At 37.0% G+C, this 26,574-nt stretch carries 24 protein-coding genes; 10 read left to right on the top strand and 14 right to left on the bottom strand.

The window, feature by feature from the left end:
- Positions 1 to 2 precede the first annotated feature (2 nt).
- Both ACFOY7_RS05290 and ACFOY7_RS05285 read right to left on the bottom strand, forming a co-directional pair.
- On the bottom strand, positions 3 to 998 hold the full coding sequence (locus ACFOY7_RS05290) for a TRAP transporter substrate-binding protein (protein ID WP_390250112.1): 996 nt from the start codon (positions 996 to 998) through the stop codon (positions 3 to 5).
- A 330-nt stretch (positions 999 to 1,328) separates the two neighbouring features.
- Positions 1,329 to 2,762, bottom strand: a complete 1,434-nt coding sequence (locus ACFOY7_RS05285) for a carbon starvation CstA family protein (protein WP_390250110.1) — start codon at positions 2,760 to 2,762, stop codon at positions 1,329 to 1,331.
- 210 nt (positions 2,763 to 2,972) lie between these two features.
- Here ACFOY7_RS05285 and ACFOY7_RS05280 point away from each other — a divergent pair, with 210 nt between their 5' ends.
- From ACFOY7_RS05280 to ACFOY7_RS05265, 4 genes are all read left to right on the top strand, one after another.
- Positions 2,973 to 3,437, top strand: a complete 465-nt coding sequence (locus ACFOY7_RS05280; RefSeq protein WP_390250109.1) for a DUF421 domain-containing protein — start codon at positions 2,973 to 2,975, stop codon at positions 3,435 to 3,437.
- A gap of 361 nt (positions 3,438 to 3,798) precedes the next feature.
- Complete coding sequence (locus tag ACFOY7_RS05275) at positions 3,799 to 5,043, top strand: ABC transporter substrate-binding protein (RefSeq protein WP_390250107.1); 1,245 nt, start codon at positions 3,799 to 3,801, stop codon at positions 5,041 to 5,043.
- A gap of 91 nt (positions 5,044 to 5,134) precedes the next feature.
- Positions 5,135 to 6,004 (top strand): carbohydrate ABC transporter permease, encoded by an 870-nt coding sequence (locus ACFOY7_RS05270; protein ID WP_390250105.1) that lies wholly within the window; start codon positions 5,135 to 5,137, stop codon positions 6,002 to 6,004.
- On the top strand, positions 5,997 to 6,827 hold the full coding sequence (locus tag ACFOY7_RS05265; protein ID WP_390250103.1) for a carbohydrate ABC transporter permease: 831 nt from the start codon (positions 5,997 to 5,999) through the stop codon (positions 6,825 to 6,827). The genes ACFOY7_RS05270 and ACFOY7_RS05265 overlap by 8 nt, the downstream gene beginning before the upstream one ends.
- Before the next feature lie 68 nt (positions 6,828 to 6,895).
- Here the strand turns inward: ACFOY7_RS05265 and ACFOY7_RS05260 are convergent, their stop codons facing one another.
- From ACFOY7_RS05260 to ACFOY7_RS05250, 3 genes are all read right to left on the bottom strand, one after another.
- On the bottom strand, positions 6,896 to 7,615 hold the full coding sequence (locus ACFOY7_RS05260) for a 3-ketoacyl-ACP reductase (RefSeq protein ID WP_390250101.1): 720 nt from the start codon (positions 7,613 to 7,615) through the stop codon (positions 6,896 to 6,898).
- 216 nt (positions 7,616 to 7,831) lie between these two features.
- Positions 7,832 to 9,331, bottom strand: a complete 1,500-nt coding sequence (locus tag ACFOY7_RS05255; RefSeq protein ID WP_390250099.1) for a GGDEF domain-containing protein — start codon at positions 9,329 to 9,331, stop codon at positions 7,832 to 7,834.
- Positions 9,332 to 9,571: 240 nt separating this feature from the next.
- Positions 9,572 to 9,760 carry a hypothetical protein gene (locus ACFOY7_RS05250; protein WP_390250097.1) on the bottom strand — a complete coding sequence of 63 codons (189 nt, stop codon included), beginning with the start codon at positions 9,758 to 9,760 and terminating at the stop codon, positions 9,572 to 9,574.
- A gap of 194 nt (positions 9,761 to 9,954) precedes the next feature.
- Here ACFOY7_RS05250 and ACFOY7_RS05245 point away from each other — a divergent pair, with 194 nt between their 5' ends.
- From ACFOY7_RS05245 to ACFOY7_RS05235, 3 genes are all read left to right on the top strand, one after another.
- Positions 9,955 to 11,652 carry a methyl-accepting chemotaxis protein gene (locus tag ACFOY7_RS05245; protein ID WP_390250095.1) on the top strand — a complete coding sequence of 566 codons (1,698 nt, stop codon included), beginning with the start codon at positions 9,955 to 9,957 and terminating at the stop codon, positions 11,650 to 11,652.
- A 252-nt stretch (positions 11,653 to 11,904) separates the two neighbouring features.
- A complete protein-coding gene (locus ACFOY7_RS05240) occupies positions 11,905 to 12,432 on the top strand; it encodes an RNA polymerase sigma factor (RefSeq protein ID WP_390250093.1) in 528 nt (175 codons plus the stop codon).
- Positions 12,425 to 13,363 (top strand): DUF4179 domain-containing protein, encoded by a 939-nt coding sequence (locus ACFOY7_RS05235; RefSeq protein ID WP_390250091.1) that lies wholly within the window; start codon positions 12,425 to 12,427, stop codon positions 13,361 to 13,363. The genes ACFOY7_RS05240 and ACFOY7_RS05235 overlap by 8 nt, the downstream gene beginning before the upstream one ends.
- 274 nt (positions 13,364 to 13,637) lie before the next feature.
- Here ACFOY7_RS05235 and ACFOY7_RS05230 read toward each other — a convergent pair whose 3' ends face one another.
- The 3 genes from ACFOY7_RS05230 to ACFOY7_RS05220 form a co-directional block, all read right to left on the bottom strand.
- Positions 13,638 to 14,642, bottom strand: a complete 1,005-nt coding sequence (locus ACFOY7_RS05230) for a C40 family peptidase (protein ID WP_390250089.1) — start codon at positions 14,640 to 14,642, stop codon at positions 13,638 to 13,640.
- Between the two features lie 280 nt (positions 14,643 to 14,922).
- Positions 14,923 to 16,065 (bottom strand): YhgE/Pip domain-containing protein, encoded by a 1,143-nt coding sequence (locus ACFOY7_RS05225; protein ID WP_390250087.1) that lies wholly within the window; start codon positions 16,063 to 16,065, stop codon positions 14,923 to 14,925.
- Between the two features lie 63 nt (positions 16,066 to 16,128).
- The gene (locus tag ACFOY7_RS05220; protein ID WP_390250085.1) at positions 16,129 to 16,704 is read right to left on the bottom strand and encodes a TetR/AcrR family transcriptional regulator; all 576 of its coding nucleotides are present in this window, start codon (positions 16,702 to 16,704) and stop codon (positions 16,129 to 16,131) included.
- Between the two features lie 229 nt (positions 16,705 to 16,933).
- Between ACFOY7_RS05220 and ACFOY7_RS05215 the strand changes: the two genes are divergently transcribed.
- A complete protein-coding gene (locus ACFOY7_RS05215; protein WP_390250083.1) occupies positions 16,934 to 18,199 on the top strand; it encodes an FAD-binding protein in 1,266 nt (421 codons plus the stop codon).
- A 99-nt stretch (positions 18,200 to 18,298) separates the two neighbouring features.
- On the opposite strand, the gene ACFOY7_RS05210 is transcribed toward ACFOY7_RS05215, so the two are convergent.
- The 3 genes from ACFOY7_RS05210 to ACFOY7_RS05200 all read right to left on the bottom strand — a co-directional run bounded on the left by ACFOY7_RS05210 (position 18,299) and on the right by ACFOY7_RS05200 (position 22,176).
- Entirely contained in the window at positions 18,299 to 19,672 is a 1,374-nt protein-coding gene (locus tag ACFOY7_RS05210) for an alkaline phosphatase (protein ID WP_390250081.1), read from the bottom strand.
- Positions 19,673 to 19,993: 321 nt separating this feature from the next.
- A complete protein-coding gene (locus tag ACFOY7_RS05205; protein WP_390250079.1) occupies positions 19,994 to 21,334 on the bottom strand; it encodes a sodium-dependent transporter in 1,341 nt (446 codons plus the stop codon).
- 299 nt (positions 21,335 to 21,633) lie between these two features.
- Positions 21,634 to 22,176 carry a VUT family protein gene (locus ACFOY7_RS05200; protein WP_390250077.1) on the bottom strand — a complete coding sequence of 181 codons (543 nt, stop codon included), beginning with the start codon at positions 22,174 to 22,176 and terminating at the stop codon, positions 21,634 to 21,636.
- A gap of 238 nt (positions 22,177 to 22,414) precedes the next feature.
- Between ACFOY7_RS05200 and ACFOY7_RS05195 the strand changes: the two genes are divergently transcribed.
- On the top strand, positions 22,415 to 23,506 hold the full coding sequence (locus tag ACFOY7_RS05195; protein WP_390250075.1) for a YibE/F family protein: 1,092 nt from the start codon (positions 22,415 to 22,417) through the stop codon (positions 23,504 to 23,506).
- Positions 23,503 to 24,270: a YibE/F family protein gene (locus ACFOY7_RS05190; RefSeq protein ID WP_390250073.1), complete on the top strand. Its 768-nt coding sequence runs from the start codon at positions 23,503 to 23,505 to the stop codon at positions 24,268 to 24,270. The genes ACFOY7_RS05195 and ACFOY7_RS05190 overlap by 4 nt, the downstream gene beginning before the upstream one ends.
- Positions 24,271 to 24,758: 488 nt before the next feature.
- Here the strand turns inward: ACFOY7_RS05190 and ACFOY7_RS05185 are convergent, their stop codons facing one another.
- The 3 genes from ACFOY7_RS05185 to ACFOY7_RS05175 all read right to left on the bottom strand — a co-directional run bounded on the left by ACFOY7_RS05185 (position 24,759) and on the right by ACFOY7_RS05175 (position 26,574).
- The gene (locus tag ACFOY7_RS05185) at positions 24,759 to 24,941 is read right to left on the bottom strand and encodes a hypothetical protein (protein WP_390250071.1); all 183 of its coding nucleotides are present in this window, start codon (positions 24,939 to 24,941) and stop codon (positions 24,759 to 24,761) included.
- 69 nt (positions 24,942 to 25,010) lie between these two features.
- Positions 25,011 to 25,418, bottom strand: coding sequence for a hypothetical protein (locus ACFOY7_RS05180; RefSeq protein ID WP_390250069.1), 408 nt, complete (start codon positions 25,416 to 25,418; stop codon positions 25,011 to 25,013).
- A 73-nt stretch (positions 25,419 to 25,491) separates the two neighbouring features.
- Positions 25,492 to 26,574 carry an outer membrane lipoprotein-sorting protein gene (locus ACFOY7_RS05175; RefSeq protein ID WP_390250067.1) on the bottom strand — a complete coding sequence of 361 codons (1,083 nt, stop codon included), beginning with the start codon at positions 26,572 to 26,574 and terminating at the stop codon, positions 25,492 to 25,494.

Here is a 26,574-nt window from a genome sequence, read left to right as displayed (position 1 = left end):
TATTACTTTTCAGCTGACAATCTTTCAATCCATTCACTGAACTCATCACCATATTTATCGTAAACCGGTTGTACCGCTTCTCTCCATTCATTTATATCATCCACTTCAACTAGCTCACTTCCCGCTTCTGTTACGGTCTCTCTCGAAACTTCCGTTAGCTCTGCCCATGCCTCACGCTGTACCTCTATTGATTCGATAGCAGCTTCTTTAAATAATTTCCGATCTTCTTCACTCAGCGTATCCCATAAATCCTGTGATGCTAAAAGAACTTCAGGGGCACCTTGAAACCCATTTGTAGTAAAGTACTTCGCTATATTATAATGATTAGAAGTGTAGTAGCTTGGAAAGTTATTCTCTGCACCATCAATCACACCATTTTGCAGAGAGGAGTATACTTCTCCATAATCCATTGGCGTTGCGGAACCTCCTAGGGACTCCACAATATCTATTGCTAATTCTGATGATTGCACACGAATCTTTAAGCCTTTCATATCTTCCGGAGTCTTAATTGGTCGTACCGTATTATAAAAACTTCTTTCACCAGAATCATAGAATGCCAGACCCACTAATTTACTTCCTGCAAACGTATCCAAAAGATCATTCCCTACTTGACCAGTGAGCAGATTCCATTTTTCCTCTTCATCGTCAAATAGAAATGGCATCGCCAATACACCTATTTGATCGTTAAATTCTGTTAGCGGTGTCGTATTCACCCTAACAAAATCGATTGCACCTAATTGCGTAAGCTCTACAGCACTCTTCTCATCACCTAATTGACCCCCATGATATACCTTGATCTCATATCTTCCATCTGTCTTTTCTTCCACTAATCTAGCAAACTCCTTTGCCCCTATAGTGGTTGGATAATCAACTGGCTGATTTTCTGCCAAAATCAACGTCGTTTTCTCCTCTGAATGAAAGGCAGATTCGCTGCATCCCGCTAATAAAATAATAGCGGTGAAAAATGCCAACCAAATTGGCACCGCTTTCCTTTTCATTAAACCCACTCCCAATTTCTATTTTGAAATAAGTCACCATTAGAATATTCAAAGATTATAACAACAAAAAAAGCAGAAAAGATAACGCTGTCTTTTTCTCAACTGCAAATAACAACGTTGTTATTGTTATAATAAACGATCGGATCCATAAAATCAAGTTGAATATTTGGGGAAACGCTCTCTGTAAAGGATGGTATATTTATTGATTAGAAATGATTATAGTGGACAGCTTAATTCTTCTATTCAACGGATGTTTAGGAGGACTTTGGCACAGCTGCTGTTCTCCTGAATAAAGAAGAGAGGATTCCCTAACAATCCCCTCTCCCATTATTATGCTGCACTGCTGTCATCCACTTCAATTTTCTCTGCTTTATTCCTTCTTGCTTTCTTGAAGAATAGGAACACAATACCGATCGTACAGAATATCCCAATAATGAAGGAAAGATTTAAATCCAGATGAAAACCAATCTTTGCATTGAGAATATACACAAATACCATATATGTCATAAAAATTGCCGGTACTAAAGGAATAAAGTAATTTTTCCCTTTCACTATTAGATACATTGTAGCAATCCATAGTGCGATAACAGATGTTGCCTGGTTCGCCCAGGAAAAATATCTCCACAATATATTAAAATCAATTTTTGTTAAAATATAGCCGATCGCGAACAATGGCAATGCAATCATTAAACGGTTGACAACTTTTCTTTGGCCAATGCCAATATAATCCGCAACAATGGACCTCGCTGCCCGGAATGCCGTATCACCTGAAGTAATCGGAAGAACAATGACACCAATAACGGCAACAGTTCCAGCAATTGCTCCTAACAATGTAACAGAAATTTCGTTAACTGCTGCAGATGCTGTACCAGTTGCAATGACCTCATTTAATGTTTGGCCATTAAATACACTCATTGCTGCAGCTGCCCAAATCATTGCAATAACACCTTCTGCGATCATCATCCCATAGAAAATATAACGGCCTTGAGATTCCTTTTGAGTGGTTCTGGAGATGATTGGTGATTGTGTTGCATGGAAACCAGATAAAGCACCACAAGTAATGGTAAAGAACAGCAACGGAAATACCGGTAAATTTTCCGGGTGTAAATTCTGCAGGGTAAGCTCTGGAATGCTGTAGTCAGAAAACACTAAAGAAATCCCGATAGATACGGTTCCTATTAATAAAATAGCCCCTAACACTGGATAGATTCTCCCGATAATTTGATTTACAGGAAGAATCGTTGACAAGAAATAATAAAGAAAGATCCCTCCTAAAATAATACCAAATGCAACCTTACCATCTAACAGAATCTCTATTAATGAAGCTGGTGTAGTAACGAATACTGTACCAACTAAAACTAGTAATAATAACGAAAAAGCATTCACCAGATGACGAGAAAATTTCCCAAGAAACTTTCCTGCCAATTCCGGAATATGTGCCCCTTTATTTCGAATGGAAATCATTCCAGTTAAATAATCATGTACAGCTCCAGCAAATATGGAACCGATTACAATCCAAAGAAACGCAACAGGACCATATAATGCCCCCATAATCGGACCGAATATTGGACCAGTACCTGCAATGTTCAATAACTGAATCATCGCATTTCTTTGCTTGTGCATCGGGACATAGTCTACCCCGTCATTCATGGATGTTGCAGGTGTATCCCTTTTATCTGTTGGACCGAATACCCTTTCAACAAATTTCCCATAGGTGAAATAACCAATAATTAATAGAAAAATAGATATTAGGAAAGTGGCCATCATAAAGCCCTCCTTTTCAACAATAATGTAAACGCTTGCTTACTGTCTATTCTAACTCTTTCCCAACAATTTTCAAGTGGAAAATATATACACCCTATAGGGTAAACTGTATAGCGGTAAAGCTCGGGAACCTTCCCACCACTCGAAAAGTGTAAATCGATGAATAACCGGGAATGAGTAGTAAAAATGCGATTTTACAGGAGGGATTCTGTGCTATTCAGTGATTATAACACCATTGTGAATATCCTGATTAAGGGAGTCTTTATTTATATTTTTATTATCCTCGCCTTAAAGATATTCGGAAAAAGGAGCTTAGCAAAACTAAATGCGTTCGACTTTGTTGTTACGATTGCCCTTGGTTCGATACTTGCTTCAACGCTTACAAATAGCAAGGTAACTGTCTCGGATGGATTTGTCAGCATTCTGATCGTTTTATTTCTGCAATACTTAGTTTCGAATTTCGCTGTGACTATTCCCTTTTTAAATAAGTTGATAAAATCGGAACCAGCTCTCTTATATTATGAGGGAGAATTTCTAACAAAGGCACTGGAAAAAGAACGTGTGCAAAAAGAGGAAATCATGCAGGCAGTCAGGGAAAGCGGAGAAGATGATATGAGCCAAATCAAGCAAGTTATTTTAGAAACAAATGGTTCCTTATCTGTGATAAAGAAATAATCGTTATAGAGGGCGGCTTAATCTTAGTAAAGAAATAAGCCGCCCTCTTTTCATTGGACCACACAAAAGCTGACCAGATTATCTAATTATCCAAAATACCATAAAGAAATTTTAAATGTATTAAAATCATGTTTTGAAACCAACAAATGACAAATCTCTTCAAAAAATTATAACTTTCTAAGTTTATCTGTCACTTCCGGTGGGTATTTAATAAAAAACACGTGTTTTAAATAGGAAGATATTGGTTACATCTCTCTTTTTTTCTAATCAGAAGGAGGAATGAGTAGGTCCCTATCACAGATAAACAACAAAAATCATTACTACTATTTTCATTCATTAATAAGGTAAAGGGGAGAACAATATGAGAAGAAGTGTATTATTCATTAGTATTTTTATAATGTTGGTAATACTTACAGCATGCGGGAACTCTGATGACGGATTGCAAGCAAGCGGAGATACCGTCCAATTTTATGTTTCTGGGGATACGATTGAAGGTTCTGCACTTACGAAAATGTCAGAGAAATACACAGAAGAAACAGGTGTAGAGATTGAAGTTGTCGATGTCCCTTACAGTGATATGGTGACGAAAATCACTAATATGATTCGTTCCGGTCAACCACCAGCACTAGCAAGAGTGACAGGATTCAACCCAGCATGGAATGGGTCATTAATGGACTTAAGTGAAATAGCAGAAAAAAATAATGTGAATACAGATTTAGGGATTACTGTGGATGATAAGCTAGTTGCACCACCTCTTGACCTAACGGCAGTAGGAATGTTTATCAATACCGATTTATTTGAGGAAGCAGGGGTTACATACCCGACAAGTGAAGAAGACATCTGGACATGGGATGAGTTTATTTCTTCTTTAGAAACCATTTTAGAGAAAACAGATGCCAAATATGGAATGGTAATGGATAATTCCGAACATAGATTAAATACATTTTTGTATCAGCACGGCAGTAAAGGTTTCTATCAAGAAGGAGACCAGTATACAACAAATCCTGAAACGAAAGAGGCCCTGCAGAAATTTATTGATTTAAATGATAATACGATCATGCCTAAGGCGGTATGGACAGCTGGAGAAGATGCTGCATCCATGTTTAAAAGTGGACTAGTACCAGCATATATGTCTGGCTCTTGGCAAATTACAGATTTTGCATCAAATATTAAAGACTTTGAATGGAAATCTGTATATATGCCATATGAAGATGTGAGAGCTACCAATCTTGGCGGAAATTATTTAGTAGGATTCGAAGGCTCCGGGAAAGAAGAAGAAGCGAAGAAATTTATTGACTGGTTATATCAAAAAGAAAATTATGAAGAATTAGCAACACTAGGTGGTTATCTGCCTGTGACAAAAGATGCGGAAGTCGAATACGAACTGGCACCAGAAGCCTATGAATTATACAATAATGAAATTGCCTCCTCTGATTCGATAGCAAATGTACAACGAAATGAATTGGTTAAAAAACAACTTGTTTCGCAAAGAAGTGTTGATAATGTACTTGCAAATGAAATCATCAAAGCACTAAACGGGGAGCAAAGTATAGAAGACACAATTGAAAATGTAAAAAGCGAAATGACAGACGCCTACGTCGAATAATTGGGGAGCTGGCGACCATTGCATATGGTCGCTATTCCTAATCAAAATTATTGCAGTTACATACATAGATTTTGCCAAAGGTGGGGGAAACATGAAGGATCAGAACAAGAAATGGGCGTTTCTATTTATTGTCTTAAATTTAGTACTATTTTTACTATTCTTCGCATGGCCAGCAATCCTGGGGGTCTATTATTCGTTTACAGAGTATAACGGAAATGTAGCCACCTTTATTGGTTTAGAGAATTACATCAACTTATTTCAAGACCCTAGCTTTTATAAATCATTATCAAGAACATTTCTATACACCGCAGTAGGTGTTCCTTTTATTTATATCACCTCACTCTTGGTTTCTGTTTTGCTCGTAAGTAAACATACGAAAGGGAAAAATGTAGCGAAGGTTATCTTCTTTCTCCCATGGTTAATCTCTCCAATAGTGGTAGGCGTGTTATGGAGATGGATGTTCGGCGAAAGCTTCGGCTTCATCAACTATATTATTCAGTTAATAGGTGGTGAACCAATCGCTTGGTCATCAGACGGGAATTATGCCTTCTTAGTTGTTTTGTTTGCCACAGCTTGGATGCACCTGGCCTTTAATATGCTCATATTCATTGGGGCATTAATAAGCATACCTAAGTCTCTCTACGAAGCTGCAGAAATTGATGGTGGATCAGGATGGCAGAAGTTTCGTTATATTACACTGCCTTCCATCAGTTCCACCTCGTTTTTAGTTATCTTATTGTCTGTATTTAATCTTATGAAAGAATTTCCAATGGTACAGTCACTTACGAATGGGGGACCTGGAACAGATACAACATTTCTTGTGCAGTATATCTATGAAACTGGCTTTAACCAAATGAAAGTTGGATATGCGAGTGCTGTCTCCATGGTTCTGTTCGTTATACTCCTCGTATTTTCACTATTACAATTCAAATTTACAAGAGGAGGAAGAGTAGATGAATAAGTTAAATGATCGAGTTTCTACCGTCTTACTGACTACAGCTCTTTATATTGTAGCGATAATTTACCTTTTCCCAATCCTATGGTTATTATTGAGCACCTTGAAACCAGGCAGTGATTTATTTTCTTATCCATTGTCCATCATCCCAGAAAATCCGACTTTAGAGAATTACTCCTACTCCTGGTCAACAATGGACTTTATGAAATATTTTCTGAACACTTTATTAGTTGCTGTTTTGACTACTATATTAACGATAATAGCCAGCGCAACATGCGGTTATGCTCTGGCTAAATATAAATACAAATGGCTTAGCGTCTTTTTTATATGTATTTTAGCTACTACCATGCTCCCTACTGAAGTAATAATGAATCCAACCTTCTCCGTTATTTTAGATTTAGGGTTGTATGATAGTTTATCTGGTTTAATTATTCCATCCATCAACACAGCAACAGGGATATTTATGTTCCGCCAATACTTTATGACAGTGCCAGATGACCTGTTGGAAGCTGCACGAATTGATGGAGGAAATGAAGGCCGGATATTTTTCACACTTATGTTGCCGATCGCCAAACCTGTAGTCATAACACTTGCTATTTTCTCCTTCCAATGGAGATGGAATGACTATATTTGGCCATTAATTGTTCTAAGTGATCCTGACAAATATACGGTGCAAATTGCATTAAGAAGTATAGTTGGAGCTGACAATATCGATTGGGTTCTGCTGCTGTCCTCTTCCGTTATTTCACTCGTACCAATGCTTTTAATTTTTATTGTTTTTCAACGTTATATAATGGATACAGGTGCAACGTCAGGATTAAAAGGATAATGAAATAATAGGAAAACCTAAAAAAATCCCAATTAGCTTGAAATTACTAATTGGGATTTTTTTATGACCTATGGATTTGTTGACCATAAACCAGCAGATTTAACAAAAATACGTGGATGTAATTTTAATTGTGCGATCATAAATTCCGCTAAATCTTCGGGTTGCATTACCTTTTCCGGGTTTCCATCTGTTAAATTCTCCTTGTAGGCTAATTCTGTTGCCACGGTACTAGGAGTTAACGCTGTAACACGGATATTATGTTTACGTACTTCTAATGCAAGAGATTCCGTTAAACCCAGCATACCGAATTTCGATGCACTGTAAGCACTAGTAACTGGTGCACCTTTTTGTCCGGCAGTTGAAGAAATATTGATAATATCTCCGCCATTTTTTTCAATCAGCTGTGGCAGCACAGCACGGGTAACATAATAAACACCCATTAAATTAATATCAATAATATTCTTCCATTCTTCTGGGGAAAGCTCTAGGAATTTGCCAAACTTTCCAATCCCGGCGTTATTAATTAAAATATCTGTCGTACCTAAACTTTTTTGTATTTGATCAACAGCTTGATTAACTTGTTCCATTGAGGAGACATCTGCTGTTGCATAGGCTGCTTTTACACCTAAACCTTCTATTTCCGTAGCCACACTTTGTAAATCTGCCTCAGAACGTGCGATTAAGCCGACATTTACTCCTTCTTTAGCTAAAGCAATAGCGGTGGAACGACCAATGCCTTTTCCTGCTCCAGTAACTAATGCAACTTTTCCTTGTAATGATTGTGCCAATTTAGAAAACTCCTTCCAGTATGTATCATTCCAAAATATTATCTTACATGCAAGGAAATACTGTCAAAACTTTTGATTGAAGGTTTGTCATTTATTATGTTTTACACGAAGATTTTATGTTTGAGCTTGATGAAAATAATGGTACATTTGTTTCAAACGAAAAATTACATCTTTCCCTATTTGCATGGAGGATCGTCTAGCTGCTTAGTGAGCCTATTATGCCTCCTTATTCTTATCTTCATACATTCGCTTGTCTGCTATGCTGTATAATTGTGCGATTGTGTCGCCATCGATTGGATAATGGCTAACACCAATACTGACAGATAAACGTATTGAATCATCATTAGGCAGTTTCAATGGTGTCTCCAGCTTTTTCTGAATTTTTATGATTGTTTCCTTTGCTTCCTCTGCACCTAGTAGCAAAACGAATTCATCCCCGCCCAATCTCGCAACATGATGGTTTACTTCTGTTGCCTCTTTTAACACATTGGCAATATGCTGTATTACTTTGTCCCCAACTTGATGACCATGCGTATCATTGATCTGTTTCAATTTATTTAAATCAAGCAGCAAAAAATTAAACTCCTCACCTTTTCTTAAGAGATGTTTAATGCGTTTCTCGAATGCAGCCCGATTCGATAACCCTGTTAAGATGTCATGGTAAGCAAGATACTGCACCTTCTCTTCTTTTACTTTGGCCTCTGTTATATCTTTCACCATAACAAACTGGAGTTTCCTACCTTCTACTACAATAAAGTCGGAATCCAACACTATGGTTTTTCTTTCTCTTAATTTATTTACAAAAGTTATCTCTACATTCTCCAGCTTTAATTGCTTTTCAAATACCTCGCGATGCTCAATCATGAACCTTTGTTTGTTTATCCCGCCTAACAGTGGCAAAATAGATGACTGAACAAGTTCTTGTCTCTCGACACCAAGATACCTCGAAACTTGCGGACTTGCTTCCAGAACGATTGCATCTTTATCCATGATAAGTATCCCTAGAGGAGAGCGGTTAAATAGTATCTGGTAACGTTTTTCATATGATGCTAAATAATCGAAACGATATATACTAAGAAAAATACCAATTGCCCAAAAGAAAGACCCATGTGGAATAAAATAAAAAAAGAAATGCGTATCCGGAAAAGTTAGTGCAGCTGTTAGCATAGAGATCGTCCAAACAAAATAAACCATTAGCCCATTAAACCATAATTTTGCGGCATTACTTCCTTTTCGCATTTCCATTACTATAATGACAAAGTTAATGAAAAGGTAGAGAAAATCTATCAACCATAACAAATATAAACCAGGTCCTGGAAGAAATATTCTTTCCTCGGAATAAGCCTCCCCCCTCCACATCCATGAGTCAATTGGCATTGTTAGTAATAACAAAATCCCTGGAACAAATAGAAGTTTTAGTAATTTCCCATTTTTCTTCTCATACATATTTGCCGTTAACAACCAGAGGTGGAGTGATAATAATGCACCACTTGTTATGGCACCATTCACCCAATATATAATAATTTCATAAAAGAAATCCGGATAAACAATCAATGAAGTAAATACGCCAAAAAACCACAAGGATGTGAAAGCATACAATAGACTGCATGTAATATGCTTGGCACTATGGCGGTTATTGCTGTAAATCATCCCAGCCATGTAAATAAATAGTGATGCAGGGATTAAATATACTACACAATAAAATATTAACTTCATAAAAGTTCACCTGCCCATTTTTTATTTATTCGAAGATCGTGACACCTCTGTTTAGTAACTTCCGCACCCACAAGTATTTATCAGAATACAAAAAGGCTGTTAACACAGCAGCAGCAAAATGTAAACAGATTCTCTTGCTGTGACAGGAAAGATTAATAAGGTTAACCATTTAACTAGTACTATTCAACTATTACCATCATCATACATCTCTACTATTCTTGTGTCTATATTCTTTTAAATTTATTTAGGCAGTACCCATAATGAATGAAAGTGCTGTACTGCAATGTTTGACCTAAACCTGATGGGATTTTTCTCTTCAATGCTTTGACTAATGGCTAGTAATCTTATACCCATAGTACCATTACACCAGACATGTTGAAAACGCATCCCATCAAATTCTTCCCAGTTACCATCTCTAATGACCTCCAATATACATGATATTACTTTTATATGAAGCTTCCGTTAATAGCAGTTTCCAATACGATAAGAAAATGAATGAGGAAAAATGTCGAAAATAGTAAAGTTACAGTATATTATGTCGATATAAGCGGTAGAAGGCATCTTTTGTTGCTTTTTTGTTTAGATAGCAGATGCTTCAACTACAAAGCTTAGGGGGGAACAGAATGAAAATGCAATATAAGTTTAAAAGTATCCGAACAAAACTGATGGGATTTTTCTTACTGATTTCGATTTTGGTACTAGGCGTTTGCTCTTATTTATTTTATTCCATTAATGAAATGGCAAAAGAAACAGAGGAGTTGGCGAACAGGGAGATTCCTTTATTGGCGGTAGATTTTAATCTATTAAATATTCTAGCTGGTCACCAAAGTGAACTAAGGGGATACCTTATCCAAAGCGACGCAGGACATAGAGAAGCTATATTAGAATTAAGGGAAATTACTACCGTCTATAAAGAAGAAATAGAAAAACTAAGCAGCGAATCAATAGTGAATGAATTATTTGAAAAAATAGATCAGATTAATCAAATTGTCGATGAAGAGTATTTTCCGGCAATTGAAGCTGGGGATATAAGAGGAGCCACGCAAATATTGAATGAAGATTTAGACCCTCTCTCGAGCGATGTAGTGGGAGGATTTATGAATCTCGCCCTCGAAAGAGAAGCAGAAAGCAAGGAAAGCAGTCAAATAGCATTGGATAATTCCCAAAAAACAGCGATCTTATCCATCATTTTTGGGGCTGTTTTAATCATCATCATTTTAATCATATCATTTATTGTACCAAGGATTATTGCAAAGCCAATTGTTCAATTAAAAGAGCGAATGGATTTAATGGCGAATGGTGATTTAAGCAATGAGCCACTAGTGACAAATGAAAGAGATGAAATTGCTGAATTAATTCATGCATCCAATCGAGTAAATCAAAATTTGAAGGATATGTTGAATCAGGTTGCAAGCGTATCAAATACTCTTGCCGGCCAAAGTTACGATTTAATTGATACATCAAACAGTGTAAAGGAAGGCAGCGACCAAGTAGTTGTCACCATGCAGGAATTAGCGAATGGTTCAGAGGCACAGGCAGATACAACGAGTAATTTGGCTAATACGATGACTGGTTTTATTAACAAAATTAATGATGTCAACAATAGTGGAGAAACAGTATATGCTTCCTCCAAAGATGTGCTGCAATTAACAAATGATGGAAGCGGTTTAATGAATTCATCTATTAACCAGATGGAGAAAATTGATTCAATCGTTAAAGATGCCGTTCAGAAGGTGAGCGGGCTTGACAAACAATCACAGGAAATTAATAAACTGGTAAGTGTAATTAAAGATATTGCAGAACAAACTAACCTGCTTGCATTAAATGCGGCAATTGAAGCAGCACGCGCCGGAGAACAAGGAAAGGGATTTGCTGTAGTTGCTGATGAAGTTCGAAAGTTAGCAGAACAAGTGTCTTCCTCTATTACCGATATTACGCAAATTGTCAGCAATATTCAACAGGAAACAGGAACAGTAACAGATTCATTGCAATCCGGATATCGGGAGGTAGAGAATGGCACGAATATCATCATGAAGACAGGCAAAACATTCGATAATATCAATGAATCTTTATTAGAAATGGCGAATGGTGTAAAGTATATTTCAGAAAACCTGAAAAGTGTCACAGATAACAGCAATGAGATTAATAAATCCATTGAAGAAATAGCTGCAGTGTCTGAAGAATCCGCTGCAGGTATTGAAGAAACATCTGCAACAATCGATCAAACAAGCAGCTCGTTCCACCATGTGTCATCAAGTGCCGATCAATTAAATAAATTATCAACAGAATTGAAATCATTAGTTCAGCGATTTAAGTTGTAAAAATACATGAATGGAAGATCACAACTCTTTAACAGGAGGGGTGATCTTCATTTTTTAATTTTTTTGACTCTACTCTAAACTAGGTTCCTCATTTTGTCTTTAAAATACAAGGATAGATTATAAACCTTTCAATGATAAGCAGATACTCACTCAAACAACTCTCCAGAGAATAAATGGTAAACTATTTGAAGAAAAATAAAATGAACTTTTCCCTGCCATTACGTCTCTTACCTATAGAAAGGGGGCAGCAACTTGACTGACAAGCTCGTAAAAAAAGCGCAAAAAGGCAATAAAGATGCGCTATTAGAACTTATTTTAAATAAACAAGATGAATATTACCGTCTGGCATTGTCTTATATGAAAAATGAAGAGGATGCACTAGATGTAATGGAAGATATGATCGTTATTCTTTATGAAAAAATTAATACATTAAAAAATAGAGAATCCTTCTACAGCTGGAGTAAAACGATTCTTGTAAGATGCTGTTATGATGTATTCCGCAAAAGGAAAAAGACAGTATTTTTAGAAGATAACGCTATCGAAGAATGGAGTGACCCAGACAATGATTATCTCCAGTCAGACACTCACATTGATTTGGACAATGCCCTTGCCATGTTATCCCCACAGCAAGCAGAAATGATTCGGTTAAAGTACTTCCATGATTTGGATCTGAAAACAATTGGAGCAATAACGAACACTTCATTAGGTACCGTAAAGTCGAGAATTTATTATGGTTTAAAGAAATTACACCATTTCTATCGAGGTGAACAAGATGAGTAAGGTGAAACAGCAAATACATCACAAAAAGGACGAACTCCAAAAACTACATGCACCAGTTGAATTGGAAGGACGCTTACGCCAGAAGTTAAGCAAGCAACCAAAACGGCAACAGAAAAGGAGCGGGAAAGTCTGGCGGAGTGTTGCTGCAGGAATTATTGTTAGCCTGTTGATCGGTTATAACTATCAGAGCCTTGCCTATTATGGCAAAAAAATCACTGGATATGATCATGTCACTTCAGATACGTTGCAGCATTTGAATGATTTAGGAATGGGGCAAACGGTTAATAAGAGCATCACCTTTGAGGATAACGTTACTTTTACAATCGATGGCGTTATTGTAGATGATAACCAGCTTGTCATGTTCTATACATTAGAAAGCCCTCAATCTATTGAGGACCATCCCCAATATGATCATTTTCCTAATAAACTAACTGGCTTTTTAACAAATTCCTTACATGAAAGTGGAGTTGGAGAAATCAGTGAGGATGGGCGAGTGATGAAAGGTACACACAGCTATGAACCGCCCAATGGTTTTGCGAAAAAATTAACCGCCGAATTCTTCGATACAAATAAAACACTAACCTTCTCTTACGATCCTGCAAAAGCGATGGGCCATTCGATAAAGCAATCAATCAATGAGCAGGTCGTATTAGAAGAAGGCAGCTTAACATTTAAAACAATCACTGCTTCCCCAACCTTAACCGTGATAAGCGGAACTGGAACGAAAGCTTTGATTGATAACATAGATTTTGGTCAGTTAAAATTAGTTTCTAACGGGGAAGAAATCAGCCAATTTGGCAGTGGCTACAGCACCAATATCACTGGGACTACATTTGAAATCAAATATGATGCACTTCCAACAGATGTTGATCAAACCAATATTGAATTACATCTGCCTAATAACCAGGTAATAGAGATTTATACAGAATAGTGTGAAGAGGGGCAAGTTTTTTGTCCCCTCTTGTTCGTTTTTGCCCGATTATTTCCTGGGAAATACTACAAAGAAGTGAACGGCACTCTTCCCTTCCATTCCTTTATTTACTTTTTTCCGATACCTGTAAGAATTAGGAGAAAGACAAGCTGCCTTTTGAAAATTATTAAAAATAGCTCTTTGCTTTAAAACTTAATTCTTGTGTAATTTGTTATGATTATTTATATAAAAAACCCCCTTATTTGGTTCATTCACCAATAAGGGGGTTTTTTCCTTACTTATTCAATGCTTTATAAAGAGTAATCGTAAATTCTGCCCGGGTTAAGTTTTTGTCTGGTCGATAAGTTCCATCAGTAAACCCTGCCACAATTTGTCGCTCACGAAGTGCGGTAATTGCATCAAATGATGGGTGCGTGCTTGGTACATCCGAAAATGCTTTGACATTTCCTTGATAGGTTAAGTTGTAGATATTTGCTATTAAAATAGCAACTTCTTCCCGACTAATTGGTTGATTCGGATTTAATTTGTCACCCTCTATGTAATCCAGGTGACCTTTACTTTCAGCTGCTGCAATCTCTGCTTTAGCCCAATGGCTGTTCACATCGGTGAAGTTCGATGTAAGAGATTTATCGTAACCTGTCGCGCGCATTAACAATGCAACGGCTTGAGCACGAGTTATGTTATCATTAACACCAAATGTGTTGGCATCAAGCCCACTAATTATCTTCTGTTCATAAAGTGATTCAATAGCATCCTTTGCCCAGTGATTAGCTGGCAGATCTTTAAAGATCGCTGATGTTTTAGCTGATGCGACAGAAGTTATTTCATTACGTTTCGCTTCACTTAACACTCGTCTTGCACCGATATAACTGCTTCTCCAGTAATTCTCCGCCAGACCACTAATAATAACGCCACGGCTTGAAGACGAATGAATAAAATTATTATCTCCGATATATATTCCTGCATGTGAAACGCCTTTTCCAGAAGTATTAAAGAACACGAGATCACCAACTTCCAGATTCCCTTTTGACACCGATTTACCTTGCGCATACATGTCTCTTGTTGTGCGAGGAAGAGTTTCACCGAATTGGTTATATACATAATTTATGTACCCCGAACAATCAAATCCAGCAGTTGTCATCCCGCCCCATTTATAAGGTGTCCCTATATATTGCTTAGCTACCTTTACTAATTTACTTTCTTGTGCTTGAACTGTACTATTTGAAAACAACATTGTCCCCAAGAGTATTAGGACAATTGTCATGATTACTTTTTTCATTACCTCACCTCTTATCACGGCGATTATACCACAGAATATGACGTTTAAACATTACGTTTATGTTACAAATTAGTAAAAAGGTATTACATTTAATTGACAATTTGATCTAGGAAATTGGACACGATAAATAATTCTTTATGGAACAAATGTGCATCGCCTTCTAACTGGCTTGCGACAAAAATGTCGATCCAGTGGATAATAAACCAAAAAGAAGCCGTCTAATTGTTTAGACGGCTTCCTCAATCTATATTCCACCTCAACTCAGTAAATATGTTATCAATTATACTGGATTCTCAGCATTACTAACTTCATTTAAAGCGACTTCCTTTTTCTCTCTAACAAACAATACTTTCATTGCCGTGATCGCAAAAGTAATAAGTACAATGAAGATTAATATTTTCATTTCAGCTGCTAAATTCATTCCACCGTAAATAATAGAGAAATATCCGCTGGCTCCATAAGTGGCAGGAAATATATTACTATAGAATTGATAGGTTTCTGATAAAAGTGACCGCGGAACTAATACCCCTGCAGTGACCAGCTGAATGGAAAAGCTGATAATATTAAGCAGCATTCCCGCGATACCGAATAATACAGTAAACATTTGGGTCATACATAAAAAGGATAGGTATACGAATGTCTGAAATAAGAGAATTTCAATGATACTTACATGAATTTCAAATCCGAAAAGGACTAATAAGCTAACTGATAATATCGCTAAGGCAATCGATACGATTAATTGAATCAGCAGTCGCGAAAACAGAATCGACCATTTGTTAAAAGTCAGAGTCAGCTTTTGCGTGACTGTTAATAAATTTAAGCTTAGCAGCATACTGCCAACAAACGATGCCAGTATGATGAGAAGCGGAATCATGTTCGCAGCAAATCCTTCTGTTTCGTTTAATTTAATAATTTCCGGTCGCACACTTTGGAGTGAAAGGGACTCCATCCCACTTTTCATCATGGTCTCAGGAACATTCGATAATTGTTCTTTTTTCAACTCAAATACATGCCCATTGATCTGCTCATTTATTTGGTTTGCCGCATTTTCCATCGTTTGTTTGGTTAATGATGGCACTGCCTGATTGATATAGTATTGAATTGACCCTTCGTCTGTTGCTATGGCTGCAGTAAAATTTTCCGGAATTACAATTAACATTTGAACTTTTCTATTATTTATCTCCTCTTTACCTTTTTCAAAACTACTAAAAGAAGTAGTTGTAAAAGGCATCTGGTCGGTCAGTAAATTGGACTCAAATGCAGGATCATTATTAATAATGCCGACTTTCAGCTTATCTACTCGATCGGTAACACCGTCATATGCTGTTAACCATACGATAAAGAAAATTAGCAAAAAGGCGACCGCAATTCCAATTCCCGCAAACGTTGGTGCTGATTTAAAAAACGCTTTAAATGTTTTCATAAAAAATAGATTCCTCCTCCAATAAAAGCAAGTACTTGCTTGCATTTGTAGTAAAATTTTTTGCTAGGGCGTTAAACCTCTAGCAAAAAGAAGTATACTCTGCTCTAAAAACTCATCTTGATCAATACTTATTAATTGCTGACCAAACCGGGACTTTGAGATAAAGTACCCAAAATTAAGCCAGACGAAATTCATTGCCTGTAACTCTATATTGACATCAATTAATTTATTCTTCTCGCTCATCTCTGACAAATAGTTATATACAATTGTCTTGAATGACTTTGGAAACTTAAATATAAGATCAGTCAATTCTGGATGGTTTCCTGCTTCCTGGAAACCAATCAACACTAAATCGCTTATGGAATCTAATGTTTCATGATATTTTTTTGCGATCAAAAGCAAATCTCTTTCTAAGTCCCATGATAGATTTTCTAAAAAATCATCATTAAAGACAGTGTGGAATGTCATCGAGTCAACAATTGCCTCGAAAAGACCCCTTTTGCTTCCGAAATGGCGGAAAATCGTTACTTCGTTAACCCCTGAAGCTTTAGCAATTTCTTTTGTTGTTGTTCCTTTATACCCTTGGGAGACAAATAACGAAATCGTTGCTTCGATAATCTTCTTCTTTGTGTCATCCATAATTTCCATCCTTTGCATGCAAGTGGATACTTACATATTAACGAATTCCTTTTTACATTGCAACCATTTCTTGAAAAAACCCTCTTTTTCCAGGAAGACTCCAAGTAACTGATTCATCGTTTTTTAAAAAATGGTTGGTCCATCTATCCCTTTGGACCTGAATCTGGTAAAATAAACTTGTACGGTCAAGTGTATAAAAATTTCTTTTGCAGAAAAGGAGTATCCAAAAATGACAAAGCAGCGAAATTGGGCAGGCAATTATATATACAATACAACGAATTGGCATTACCCTGAAACTGTTGAGGAGATTCAACAATTGGTGAAGAAATGTAACCGCTTGAAAGTTGTTGGTTCCCGACATTCTTTTAATGACATTGCCGACTCAACAGAACATATGGTTTCTCTTGAAAAGCTTAATAAAGTAGTGTCTTTTAACAAGGAGGGACGCAAAATTACCATCGAAGCCGGGATGAAGTACAGTGAAGTAAGCCAATATCTCGAAGGAACTGGATTAGCGCTCCATAACCTTGCATCACTGCCACACATTTCCGTAGCAGGAGCGTGTGCGACAGCGACACACGGTTCAGGTGACAAGAATGGCAACTTGGCCACTATTGTAAATGGAATGGAATTTGTTAATGCGAGTGGGGATATCATTTCCTTATCACATGAGAAAAACGAAGAAGAGATGAAAGCTTTAGCGGTTAGTCTTGGGGCAATGGGGATTATTACTAAGCTTACACTCAATCTAGTTCCAGATTTCCAAATAAGACAAGACGTTTACGAGAATTTACCTTTCGCGGAATTTCAGGCAAATTATGATGCGATTTTCTCAAGCAGTTACAGTGTCAGTTTATTTACCAATTGGAAAAGCGAGTACTTTAACCAAGTATGGTTAAAGCGAGCTGTTACCTCTGAACAAGATTCCTTTGAAGTAAAATCAGCGTTCTTCGGTGCAAAACTGGCAACAGTTAAATTACACCCTATTTCCGGACATGGAGCAGAGCATTGTACGGATCAGTTAGGTATTGCTGGCCCGTGGCATGACCGGTTATCACACTTTCGCATGAACTTTACACCAAGCAGCGGGAAAGAATTACAAAGTGAGTATATTATCCCGCGGGAATATGTGAGTGATGCTATTAAGGCATTGGGTACAGTGAGTGATAAGATTGCTCCACTATTGTTAGTATCTGAGATTCGGAGTATTGCCGCTGATGACCTGTGGATGAGTATGAACTACAAGCAGGATTCAATAGGAATTCATTTTACATGGCAGGATAATTGGGAGGCAGTGAAGCAGGTATTACCAGAAATAGAGGCTGCACTTGAACCTTTCCATGCCCGCCCGCATTGGGGAAAACTGTTCACAATGGCACCAGACCGTGTACAGTCATTTTATGAAAAGCTGCCGCAATTCAGGGAATTAGTACAAAAATATGATCCTGAAGGAAAGTTTCGCAATGCGTTTTTAGAGAAATATATTTTTGAATAAAATAACAAAGAGCCTGTCCATTTACTTAGACAGGCTCTCTTTTACATGCATCAGCTGTAAGGAAAAGAGCCTGACACACAGGCTCTCCCTCGTTACACTCTATTCCTCAGAATTACCCAAATCCACTTTGATGATTTCCGCTAACAATTTTGGAATATCTGTATTGTCATGGAACCCGACAAACTTCTCTGATTGCGGGCCATACGCGTAAATAGCGATATCCGCACCAGTATGATTAGTGCTTGTCCAGCCAACACCCGCATGATTACTCACAACGGTATTAATTGCAATTTCTGCATTATCAGCAGCCTGAATAAATTGCACTTCTTCTTCTGTTAATCCGAATGGAATATATTGCTCTACAATCGCTTTTGTATTAGTAAGGTCTTCGTTTAATTGTGCAGCTATATATGCACCAGTTGCTGTCACTTCGTTTAAAACATCGGCATTTATCCCTGAAGAAGCACCTGATCCTGTAGTCATACCGCCAGTATCATGGTCACCAGCAACGATCACTAATGTCTTACCATCCTCTTCAGCAAATTCCAATGCTACTTGTACTGCTTCTTCAAATGCTGCTACATCAGACATTGCCCATGCTGCATCATTCGCATGTCCAGCCCAGTCGATCTGGCTTCCCTCTACCATTAGGAAAAATCCGTCCTTATCTTCTTTTAAAATATCAATAGAAGCTTTCGTCATTTCTGCTAAGCTAGGTTCTTCTGTTTCACCACGGTGTAATTCAGGAGAAAGTGCAGCCTCTGCAAATAGACCAAGTAATCTGTCTCCATCATTTACATCAATATCTTCTACACTATCTAATAGATCATCTCTAGTGTCTGTGTAAGTAAATCCAGCTTCTACAGCCTCTTCAATTAAATCTCTATCCTCTTGATTTCCACCCTCTTCTTCCGGAAGAAACATATTCTGGCCACCACCAAGAAGTACATCAACTTCACTTTCGATATACTGTCTTGCAATCTCTGTTTCGTTATTTCGACTATCTACATTAGCTATAAAAGATGCAGGTGTTGCATGTGTAATAGTAGATGTCGCTACTAAACCAGATGATTTCCCATCTTCTTCAGCGGCATCTAAAATGGATGTTAACTCGTTTCCTTCCGTGTCAAGGCCAACTACACCATTGTTCGTTTTCACTCCTGTAGCCATTGCTGTACCAGCAGCTGCAGAATCCGTAATATCAGCATTTGCAGAATATGTTGTAAACATCCCTTTTAAATGACGATCCCATACAGCCTCTTCCCCTTTGTATGTACGGTAATTCGCTGCATAGTCCGGGCTAAATCCATCAGGAATCATGTAAATAACATTTTCAACTTTCTTACCACCATTGCCGTTTCCGTTACCATTCCCTTTTCCTGGTGAGTCCGGCTTATCCGCCAAAACAGGTGTAGTCATTGCAGATAAAATCAGACCTGTACTGAGTGCAATAGCACTAATTTTTTTGAACATTCTTTACCAACTCCTTCATAGTTTTGCTTCCTCTTACAACATACTAAAAGAATGTTTAAAAACTATTAAAAGAAAGTAAATGTTCTATTAAAAAACTTCCTACTAAAATTCTATGATTTTTTCCTTATAGCTTTTTGTTTTCCTAGGCTCTGTCTATCTTTTGTACTAGTATAACCTTGGAAATCTCTTTTATTTTTATATTTAATAGAGTTTTCTTTGTATTTCGCTTTGACCTCTAGTCCCTTTGGATCATAATACAAAAAAGGCAATCAAAAAATGATTGCCTTTTTTGTTAATTCCCTTCATCTTTTTCTTAACTTTTTAGTTCCTGAAAATCCCCAGTAAATTGACATAAACTACTGCAATCGTAACAGGTACAATCCATGTCATGACAAATCTCCAGCTCTTATACCATGACTTAGAAACCCCATTCGCAAGGTGAAATTGCTTTTCAACAATGACTTTATCCATCCGGTGCATAATAAATATCGCAATTAATAGACTTCCTAAAGGCAGCAAAATATTACTCACTAAATAGTCTGTTGCATCAAACACTGTTTTGCCGAAAATCATAAATTCACTTAATGTACTCATCGATAAGGCTGCTGGAATTCCTGCAACGAACATGACAAGTCCCGCTATCCATGTCACTTTTTTCCGGGAACGTTTTCCACTTTCAGTGAATGCTGATACAATAATCTCTAATAGGCTAAACGCAGAGGTCAATGTCGCAAATAAAAATAAAAGTAAGAACAGACTGAAGAATACTTCGCCAAGCGGAATCTGGGCAAAAACTGTTGGCAATATGATAAATAATAAGCCAGGTCCTTCTGTTGGCTCCATACCGAATGCAAACACTGCTGGGAAAATTGCTAATCCTGCTAATAACGATACGAATATATTCATGATCACAACAGAAGAAGCAGACCCAGGTATGCTCACTTCTTTTCCTAAATAGGAGCTGTATGTCACCATACAGGAAAAGCCGACAGCTAATGCGAAGAAGGATTGCCCCAATGCATAAAGAATCCCTTCCCCTGTAATGCTGGAAAAATCCGGTTTAAGAATAAAGGAAATTCCCTCCATTGCCCCTTCTAATGTAAGTGAACGTACAACGAGAATAAGAAAAAAGATAAATAGTAATGGCATCATATATTTATTTGCTTTTTCAATTCCATTCTTTATCCCCAGTGATATTACCAAAACAATAACCAATAAAAAGATAGCCAAACCGATTAATGTGACAAATGGAGAAGACGTAACACTGCCGAATAGTGCCGGATAATCAGCTCCCTCTTTGATTACCTGTCCAGTAACTGACATCGCACTGTAAATTAACACCCAGCCCCCTACCACACTGTAAAAAGACAACAATAAAAAACATCCCAGCACACCTAACTGTCCAATCATCTTCCATGGACTATTCGGGGCTAATGTACTGTAGGCAGTAATTGCCTCTTTCTTCGCACCACGTCCTATGATAAATTCGGAAATCAGCATAGCTAACCCGATAACAAGGGTAAAAATAATAAAAATTAGAAAAAATGCCGCACCACCATTCATGCCTGCTACGTAAGGAAACTTCCATATCGCACCAAGACCAATCGCAGCACCTGCTGAAGCCATAATAAAACCTATTCTCGATGACCACTGCTCTCGCATTTTTTGCTCACTCCTTCCTTAGTTTTAGACTTTTATTAGATTACTCTATTTTGCTATTATACGCTTTTGATTTTTGAACATAAAGGGGGATACTGCCGAAATTGCTATTTTAATGTAAACCAGCTTATTCTTCAACAAACCCCATCTGCAATAATCGACCGTTCCTCATGTAGATTACCCATTCCTATTCCTCCACTATTCAGCATTAGAAGAGCTGAAAGTTCCATCCCCAAGAGCAACGGTATATTATAGCAACAGAAAAAGAAGCTACCTTCTATAGAAAATAGCTTCCCTTTTTCTTACTCCATCACCACATTTTTTTGTTTCACACCATATACCTGATTGATCACAATCGCACCAATCATTTGAATAATGGTTTTCGCAATAATCTGTCCTAATATCGCACCAGGTACAGCCTCCCATGGAAGCATCCCTGCTCCAAGCGGACTTAAACCAACAATAACAAAAACAACTGAGTCTAGAAATCCGCCAACAATTCCACTATAGAAAACACGCCATGCGATAGGCAGTTTTAATCTTGTATAAATTTCGGTATCAGCCGTTTCCGCGATAATGAAAGAAAGGGCAGATGCCGCTACAATCATCAACGTATCACCAAGCAGGAATGAAACAACTGCTGATAAAAATAATGCTGTAAAAATAAATAAATACGTTTTCCCTCTTCCGTATTTGTTTTGTACTAAGTCACGGAAGATAAAGGTTGCCCCAATAAAAAGCGTCCCCATCGGAATAATAAATATTCCGAGTTGTAATGGCATAAATGCTGCTGTTACAACATTTGCTGTAACAATAGATAGTAAATATAAAAATACTCGTAACATATGATTTCTCCTCTTTCTATTAGATGATGAACAAACAATCCTTTGAAAGAGACCACAGCAAAACAAAACTATACAATAACAAAAAAACCACATCCTTATGGACATGGCTTATCATCATGAATCCATAGTTTTTTATAGAGGGTTTACAGCTATGAACCTCTCCCGATCGGGTATTCAATTCCATCCTATGATATATTAGTTAAGGTTGGATGTCAATCTAGTTTCCGGAGTGATGTTAATGAATATAAGATTCCCTAAGAAACACCTTATCTATCTGTTTGTATTGATTGCTTTTGTTAGCACGATCATTTTTGTTCATAATAACTACGAACTTTACGATGGGACAATTGTGAAAGTAATGCAAACGGAAGAAACAGACAGAACAGAAATTATTGATCAATACAACAATAAAGATTACAGCATCACACAGCAAATCACAGCACTTATTCAAAATGGTGATAAAAAAGGGCAGATAATGGAACTTGAGAATCAATATTTTGCCTCACAAGCAATTAACTTTCATCTCAAGGAAGGCATGGAGTTCTTTCTCGCCAATGATGGCATTTCCGTTGGAGAGATAAAACGTGATAAATACCTGATATTGGTTTTATGGCTATTCGTTATTATCTTGCTGATTGTTGGTAAGAAACAAGGGGCATTATCTGTCGTCAGTCTCAGTGCCAATGCGATTATATTGTCCATTGCATTAGACATTTACCTGCATAATTCAAATATTAGCTTATTAATAATATGTGCGATCAGCATTATCTTTTTCACTGTTTTATCATTGTTAATGGTTAGCGGGTTTACTGAAAAAACATATACAGCTATTATTGCAACGCTAGCAGGCACTTTCCTATCATTACTTATCGCATATCTCGCTTTTTTTGTTACAGGAGAGGAAGGCTTGCGATATGAGGAAATGTCTTTTCTCAGCAGGAACCCCCAAATCATCTTTATGGGGGGATTATTGATAGGATCTTTGGGTGCAGTAATGGATGTTGCAATAACCATGTCTTCTTCTATCTTCGAGTTGTATGAAAAAAACAATCAGATTAACAGAGGCATATTGAAAAAGGCAGGCATTGAAATTGGCAAAGATATTATGGGGACAATGACGAATATTTTGTTTTTTGCTTATGTCAGCGGGTCGATCCCTGCATTGTTGTTGTACTTAAAAAATGAATCACCAATCGGATTTACTTTGACAATGAATCTATCGATTGAATTGGCACGTGCGTTAGCAGGAGGAATCGGGATTGTTCTGACCATTCCGATTACGCTCTATATTTCGATCTTCTTTATTAAAAGAAAGCAGGCAAAACTATGAATGTATTAGTATTACTAGCGGTAATCCTTTTTATTTTAATGGCATTGGTCGGTGGAAAAAAAGGGATAAAATCGTTTATTGCATTATTTCTCAATTTTATCATTATAATTGTAACTGTGTTAATTATGAACGATCCAAACGCGAATCCCGTTCTCCTGACATTAGTTGCATGTGTTTTTATTAGTGCAATTAGCCTCTTTTATATTAATGATATCAATAACAAAACAGCTTTAGCATTTGCTGCCACAATAGTAACAACTGTTTTCTTGTTGTTGTTTATTTTGATTATCACAGAAAAGTCGATGATCCAGGGATTTAGTGAAGAAGAATCTGACAGCCTGACCATTTTCTCTGTCCATATCGGTATTGATTTTGTAAAAGTAGCTGCATCTGTCATTATTATGAGTACCATTGGAGCGATTGTCGATACAGCAATCTCGATCACTTCGCCAATGCGTGAAATCCACCAGCAAAACCCGGGCATTACAAGAAAAGACCTGTTTATGTCTGGTATCCGTATTGGCAGGGATATTCTTAACACAAGCAGCAATACACTGTTTTTTGCCTTTTTCGGTGGATATTTAGGTCTGCTCATATGGTTTAAGGATTTGGATTATTCACTCGGAGAAATTATTAACTCCAAAGTGTTCAATGATGAAATGATTACGATTCTTACTGCCGGAATGGGAGTTGCTATAGTGATTCCTGTTGCCTCCGCCATTACCGCTCATCATCTTGTATTAATAAAGAAGAAAAAGAAATAGGTTTTTATCTATTCATTATAGCTTTCTCACACAAGAAATAGTTAAAGCATTAAGAGAACATGGTTACAATATTATTGCCTTAACAGTAAATAATCCGGACAGATTCAGTTGAATCGTCCAGATTACCCCATCCCCTATAACATTTTGGGAGAAAAGTTATGAACCTAAGTCATTTTTGCACAGATAATAATAAAGACCCCGAAGGTAGCGGTTTGGGCTTCTGAAGAGGCTCTAGGTGTTGCCAACTCAAAGTGAGTATTTTCCCCATCGGTGAGCTAGCATTATCTATATTCGGACATTAGTGAGTGATATACTTGTGTCTTTATTGTTCGGTTTTTTAAATTCACTATTTTTTGTTATGTCTCATCCGCTTTATAATATACTCCAAGTAAATGATGATCTTTTTTTGAATCTGATCAGCTAAATTTTTCCTGATTTAATACATCTTTTAAATTTTTTACTTTCAAAAACATTACCTTGATCTAAAACTAAAACGATATACTCTGAAATAGCGAAATAGTCAGAACAAGGGTTAATAAGGAACCTGCAGAAGTTAGTGTTACTATTTTCTTCCCATTCTGTTCCTTCGATGGCTTCATAAGCTCTCTCGACTGAGCGATCCATATAACGATTGCTGCCATGGCAATCATAAATAGAAAATTATCCGTCATACTTTATCTCCTTTCAACCAACAATCAAATCAGTTTTTCCATGCTACTCCTGATTGTGTAATACTTTATTTAACTTAACAGTGGTAATTGTTCCCTTATCCCTTTTTTATGCAAAAGATCTGTTAAAAACTCTCTACTATTATACAAGCTTTCTTTTACTTCCTGTTTCGGAACATCTAATAGTGAGCTGATAACTTCAATAGGTAATGAGCAGATATGTGTTAAGCCAAGGATCATTCTTTCTCTAATCGGAAGAAAAAGAAACGCTTCATTTATTAGAAAGTGCTCTCGGTTTACACCTTGCCTTCTGCTCCCTTTTCTTTTAACAAGTAAGGAATTTTGCAGATTAGCAACAACATGTTGATAAAGTATGTGTTGATCAGATTCTCGGAAATGGCCTTTATCATAGATTTCATTAAAAATTTGGCTTGTTATTTCCTCTGCTACTGACTGTTCATTCGTTAATAAATAACACAATCGATAGACTGTTTTCTGATTTCTTTTCAGGTATGCGTAAAATAGAAATTTATCTACAAAAGAAAGGAACATCTTACTTCTCCACAAATTCTAAGTTCTCAGCAATCTTGATTAAATCTTCCTTAGTGAGTTCCGCGTTCATTGATAGCAGGGAATAACGTATGCCCTCTTCATCCCACACGAGATTCTGGATCACATCATCCATATAAATAGCCTTCACACCACGAACGTTTATTTCTTCTTGTCCATCTAAATCTACAGCTAATGCTTCGTCTGGTGATTCAAAAGAAGATAAAGTGAATTGCTGATAGTCATCTTGCCAAAATTCTTGATCTGCTTCTGTTCTGTCAAAGTTCTCCATGTAAAATTTCTCTATTTTTGCTAGATCATACTCTTTGCTTGTTAAAATTGGCTGACCGTAAATTTCTACTAACTCAGCTAATGTGGCTTCTTCTGTTGGATCCATTTCTTCAAACGTTTTTGCTTCCACCCCTTCAGGAAGCTCGATAGTAAATGTCGTTTCATCAAATGAAGGATTAATTTCTAATACTGTAACTGTGTATTCGATGGTAAGATCATTGGATTTGGAAACAGATTTAATCACAAACCAGTTATCTTTCGCAATCCAGTATTCTTCTTCACCTCTAAGCATCCCGTCATCTTTAGGTGTTGCTTTAATATGATACGTATCAAAACCACTTATCTCTTCATTACCGACTACTTCAATATTATGTGTTTCTCTAATCTGCTTCAATGCTTCTTCCAGTTTTTCACGTTCTGTTGTTTGGCCAATTGCTCCGTCATTTATTTCGTCAGCATCCATCGTAAAGGCCTCACCCTGTAAACTGGAATAGTGAATGATCTCCTTCCCATCATTTACACTCATGGATTTTTCGCCGTTTGCAGATTCTGTAATAACTTTTGATCGGTTATTTTCTTTGTCTGTCCATTGCTCTATCATAGAATCCTCAATTTTTTCCTCCCCTTTATATACTTCAAAACCCATATTCATATAAAACCCTTTCACATCACTGCGATCTTCCACAGCTTTCGCTACGATTTGATCTGGTGAATATTGTGCGAATTCTTCCTCTGAACACGCTGCTAGAAGTAAACCCAAACTAACTATCATTATCATTTTCCAAATACCTTTCAT

The organism is Gracilibacillus xinjiangensis (assembly GCF_042651765.1).
Lineage (GTDB): Bacteria > Bacillota > Bacilli > Bacillales > Amphibacillaceae > Gracilibacillus > Gracilibacillus xinjiangensis.
Note: the sequence above shows the minus strand (reverse complement) of the source record. Positions and strands in the feature narration are given on the sequence as shown.

Coding starts and splice junctions, on each gene's coding strand:
- ACFOY7_RS05230 (WP_390250089.1), bottom strand. CDS start 14,642: ATGAAAAAAGTAATCATGACAATTGTCCTAATACTCTTGGGGACAATG.
- ACFOY7_RS05190 (WP_390250073.1), top strand. CDS start 23,503: ATGAATGTATTAGTATTACTAGCGGTAATCCTTTTTATTTTAATGGCA.
- ACFOY7_RS05185 (WP_390250071.1), bottom strand. CDS start 24,941: ATGACGGATAATTTTCTATTTATGATTGCCATGGCAGCAATCGTTATA.
- ACFOY7_RS05205 (WP_390250079.1), bottom strand. CDS start 21,334: ATGCGAGAGCAGTGGTCATCGAGAATAGGTTTTATTATGGCTTCAGCA.
- ACFOY7_RS05255 (WP_390250099.1), bottom strand. CDS start 9,331: ATGAAGTTAATATTTTATTGTGTAGTATATTTAATCCCTGCATCACTA.
- ACFOY7_RS05270 (WP_390250105.1), top strand. CDS start 5,135: ATGAAGGATCAGAACAAGAAATGGGCGTTTCTATTTATTGTCTTAAAT.
- ACFOY7_RS05210 (WP_390250081.1), bottom strand. CDS start 19,672: ATGTTCAAAAAAATTAGTGCTATTGCACTCAGTACAGGTCTGATTTTA.
- ACFOY7_RS05220 (WP_390250085.1), bottom strand. CDS start 16,704: ATGGATGACACAAAGAAGAAGATTATCGAAGCAACGATTTCGTTATTT.
- ACFOY7_RS05225 (WP_390250087.1), bottom strand. CDS start 16,065: ATGAAAACATTTAAAGCGTTTTTTAAATCAGCACCAACGTTTGCGGGA.
- ACFOY7_RS05215 (WP_390250083.1), top strand. CDS start 16,934: ATGACAAAGCAGCGAAATTGGGCAGGCAATTATATATACAATACAACG.
- ACFOY7_RS05285 (WP_390250110.1), bottom strand. CDS start 2,762: ATGGCCACTTTCCTAATATCTATTTTTCTATTAATTATTGGTTATTTC.
- ACFOY7_RS05275 (WP_390250107.1), top strand. CDS start 3,799: ATGAGAAGAAGTGTATTATTCATTAGTATTTTTATAATGTTGGTAATA.
- ACFOY7_RS05175 (WP_390250067.1), bottom strand. CDS start 26,574: ATGAAAGGTATTTGGAAAATGATAATGATAGTTAGTTTGGGTTTACTT.
- ACFOY7_RS05290 (WP_390250112.1), bottom strand. CDS start 998: ATGAAAAGGAAAGCGGTGCCAATTTGGTTGGCATTTTTCACCGCTATT.
- ACFOY7_RS05200 (WP_390250077.1), bottom strand. CDS start 22,176: ATGTTACGAGTATTTTTATATTTACTATCTATTGTTACAGCAAATGTT.
- ACFOY7_RS05235 (WP_390250091.1), top strand. CDS start 12,425: ATGAGTAAGGTGAAACAGCAAATACATCACAAAAAGGACGAACTCCAA.
- ACFOY7_RS05245 (WP_390250095.1), top strand. CDS start 9,955: ATGAAAATGCAATATAAGTTTAAAAGTATCCGAACAAAACTGATGGGA.
- ACFOY7_RS05265 (WP_390250103.1), top strand. CDS start 5,997: ATGAATAAGTTAAATGATCGAGTTTCTACCGTCTTACTGACTACAGCT.
- ACFOY7_RS05195 (WP_390250075.1), top strand. CDS start 22,415: ATGAATATAAGATTCCCTAAGAAACACCTTATCTATCTGTTTGTATTG.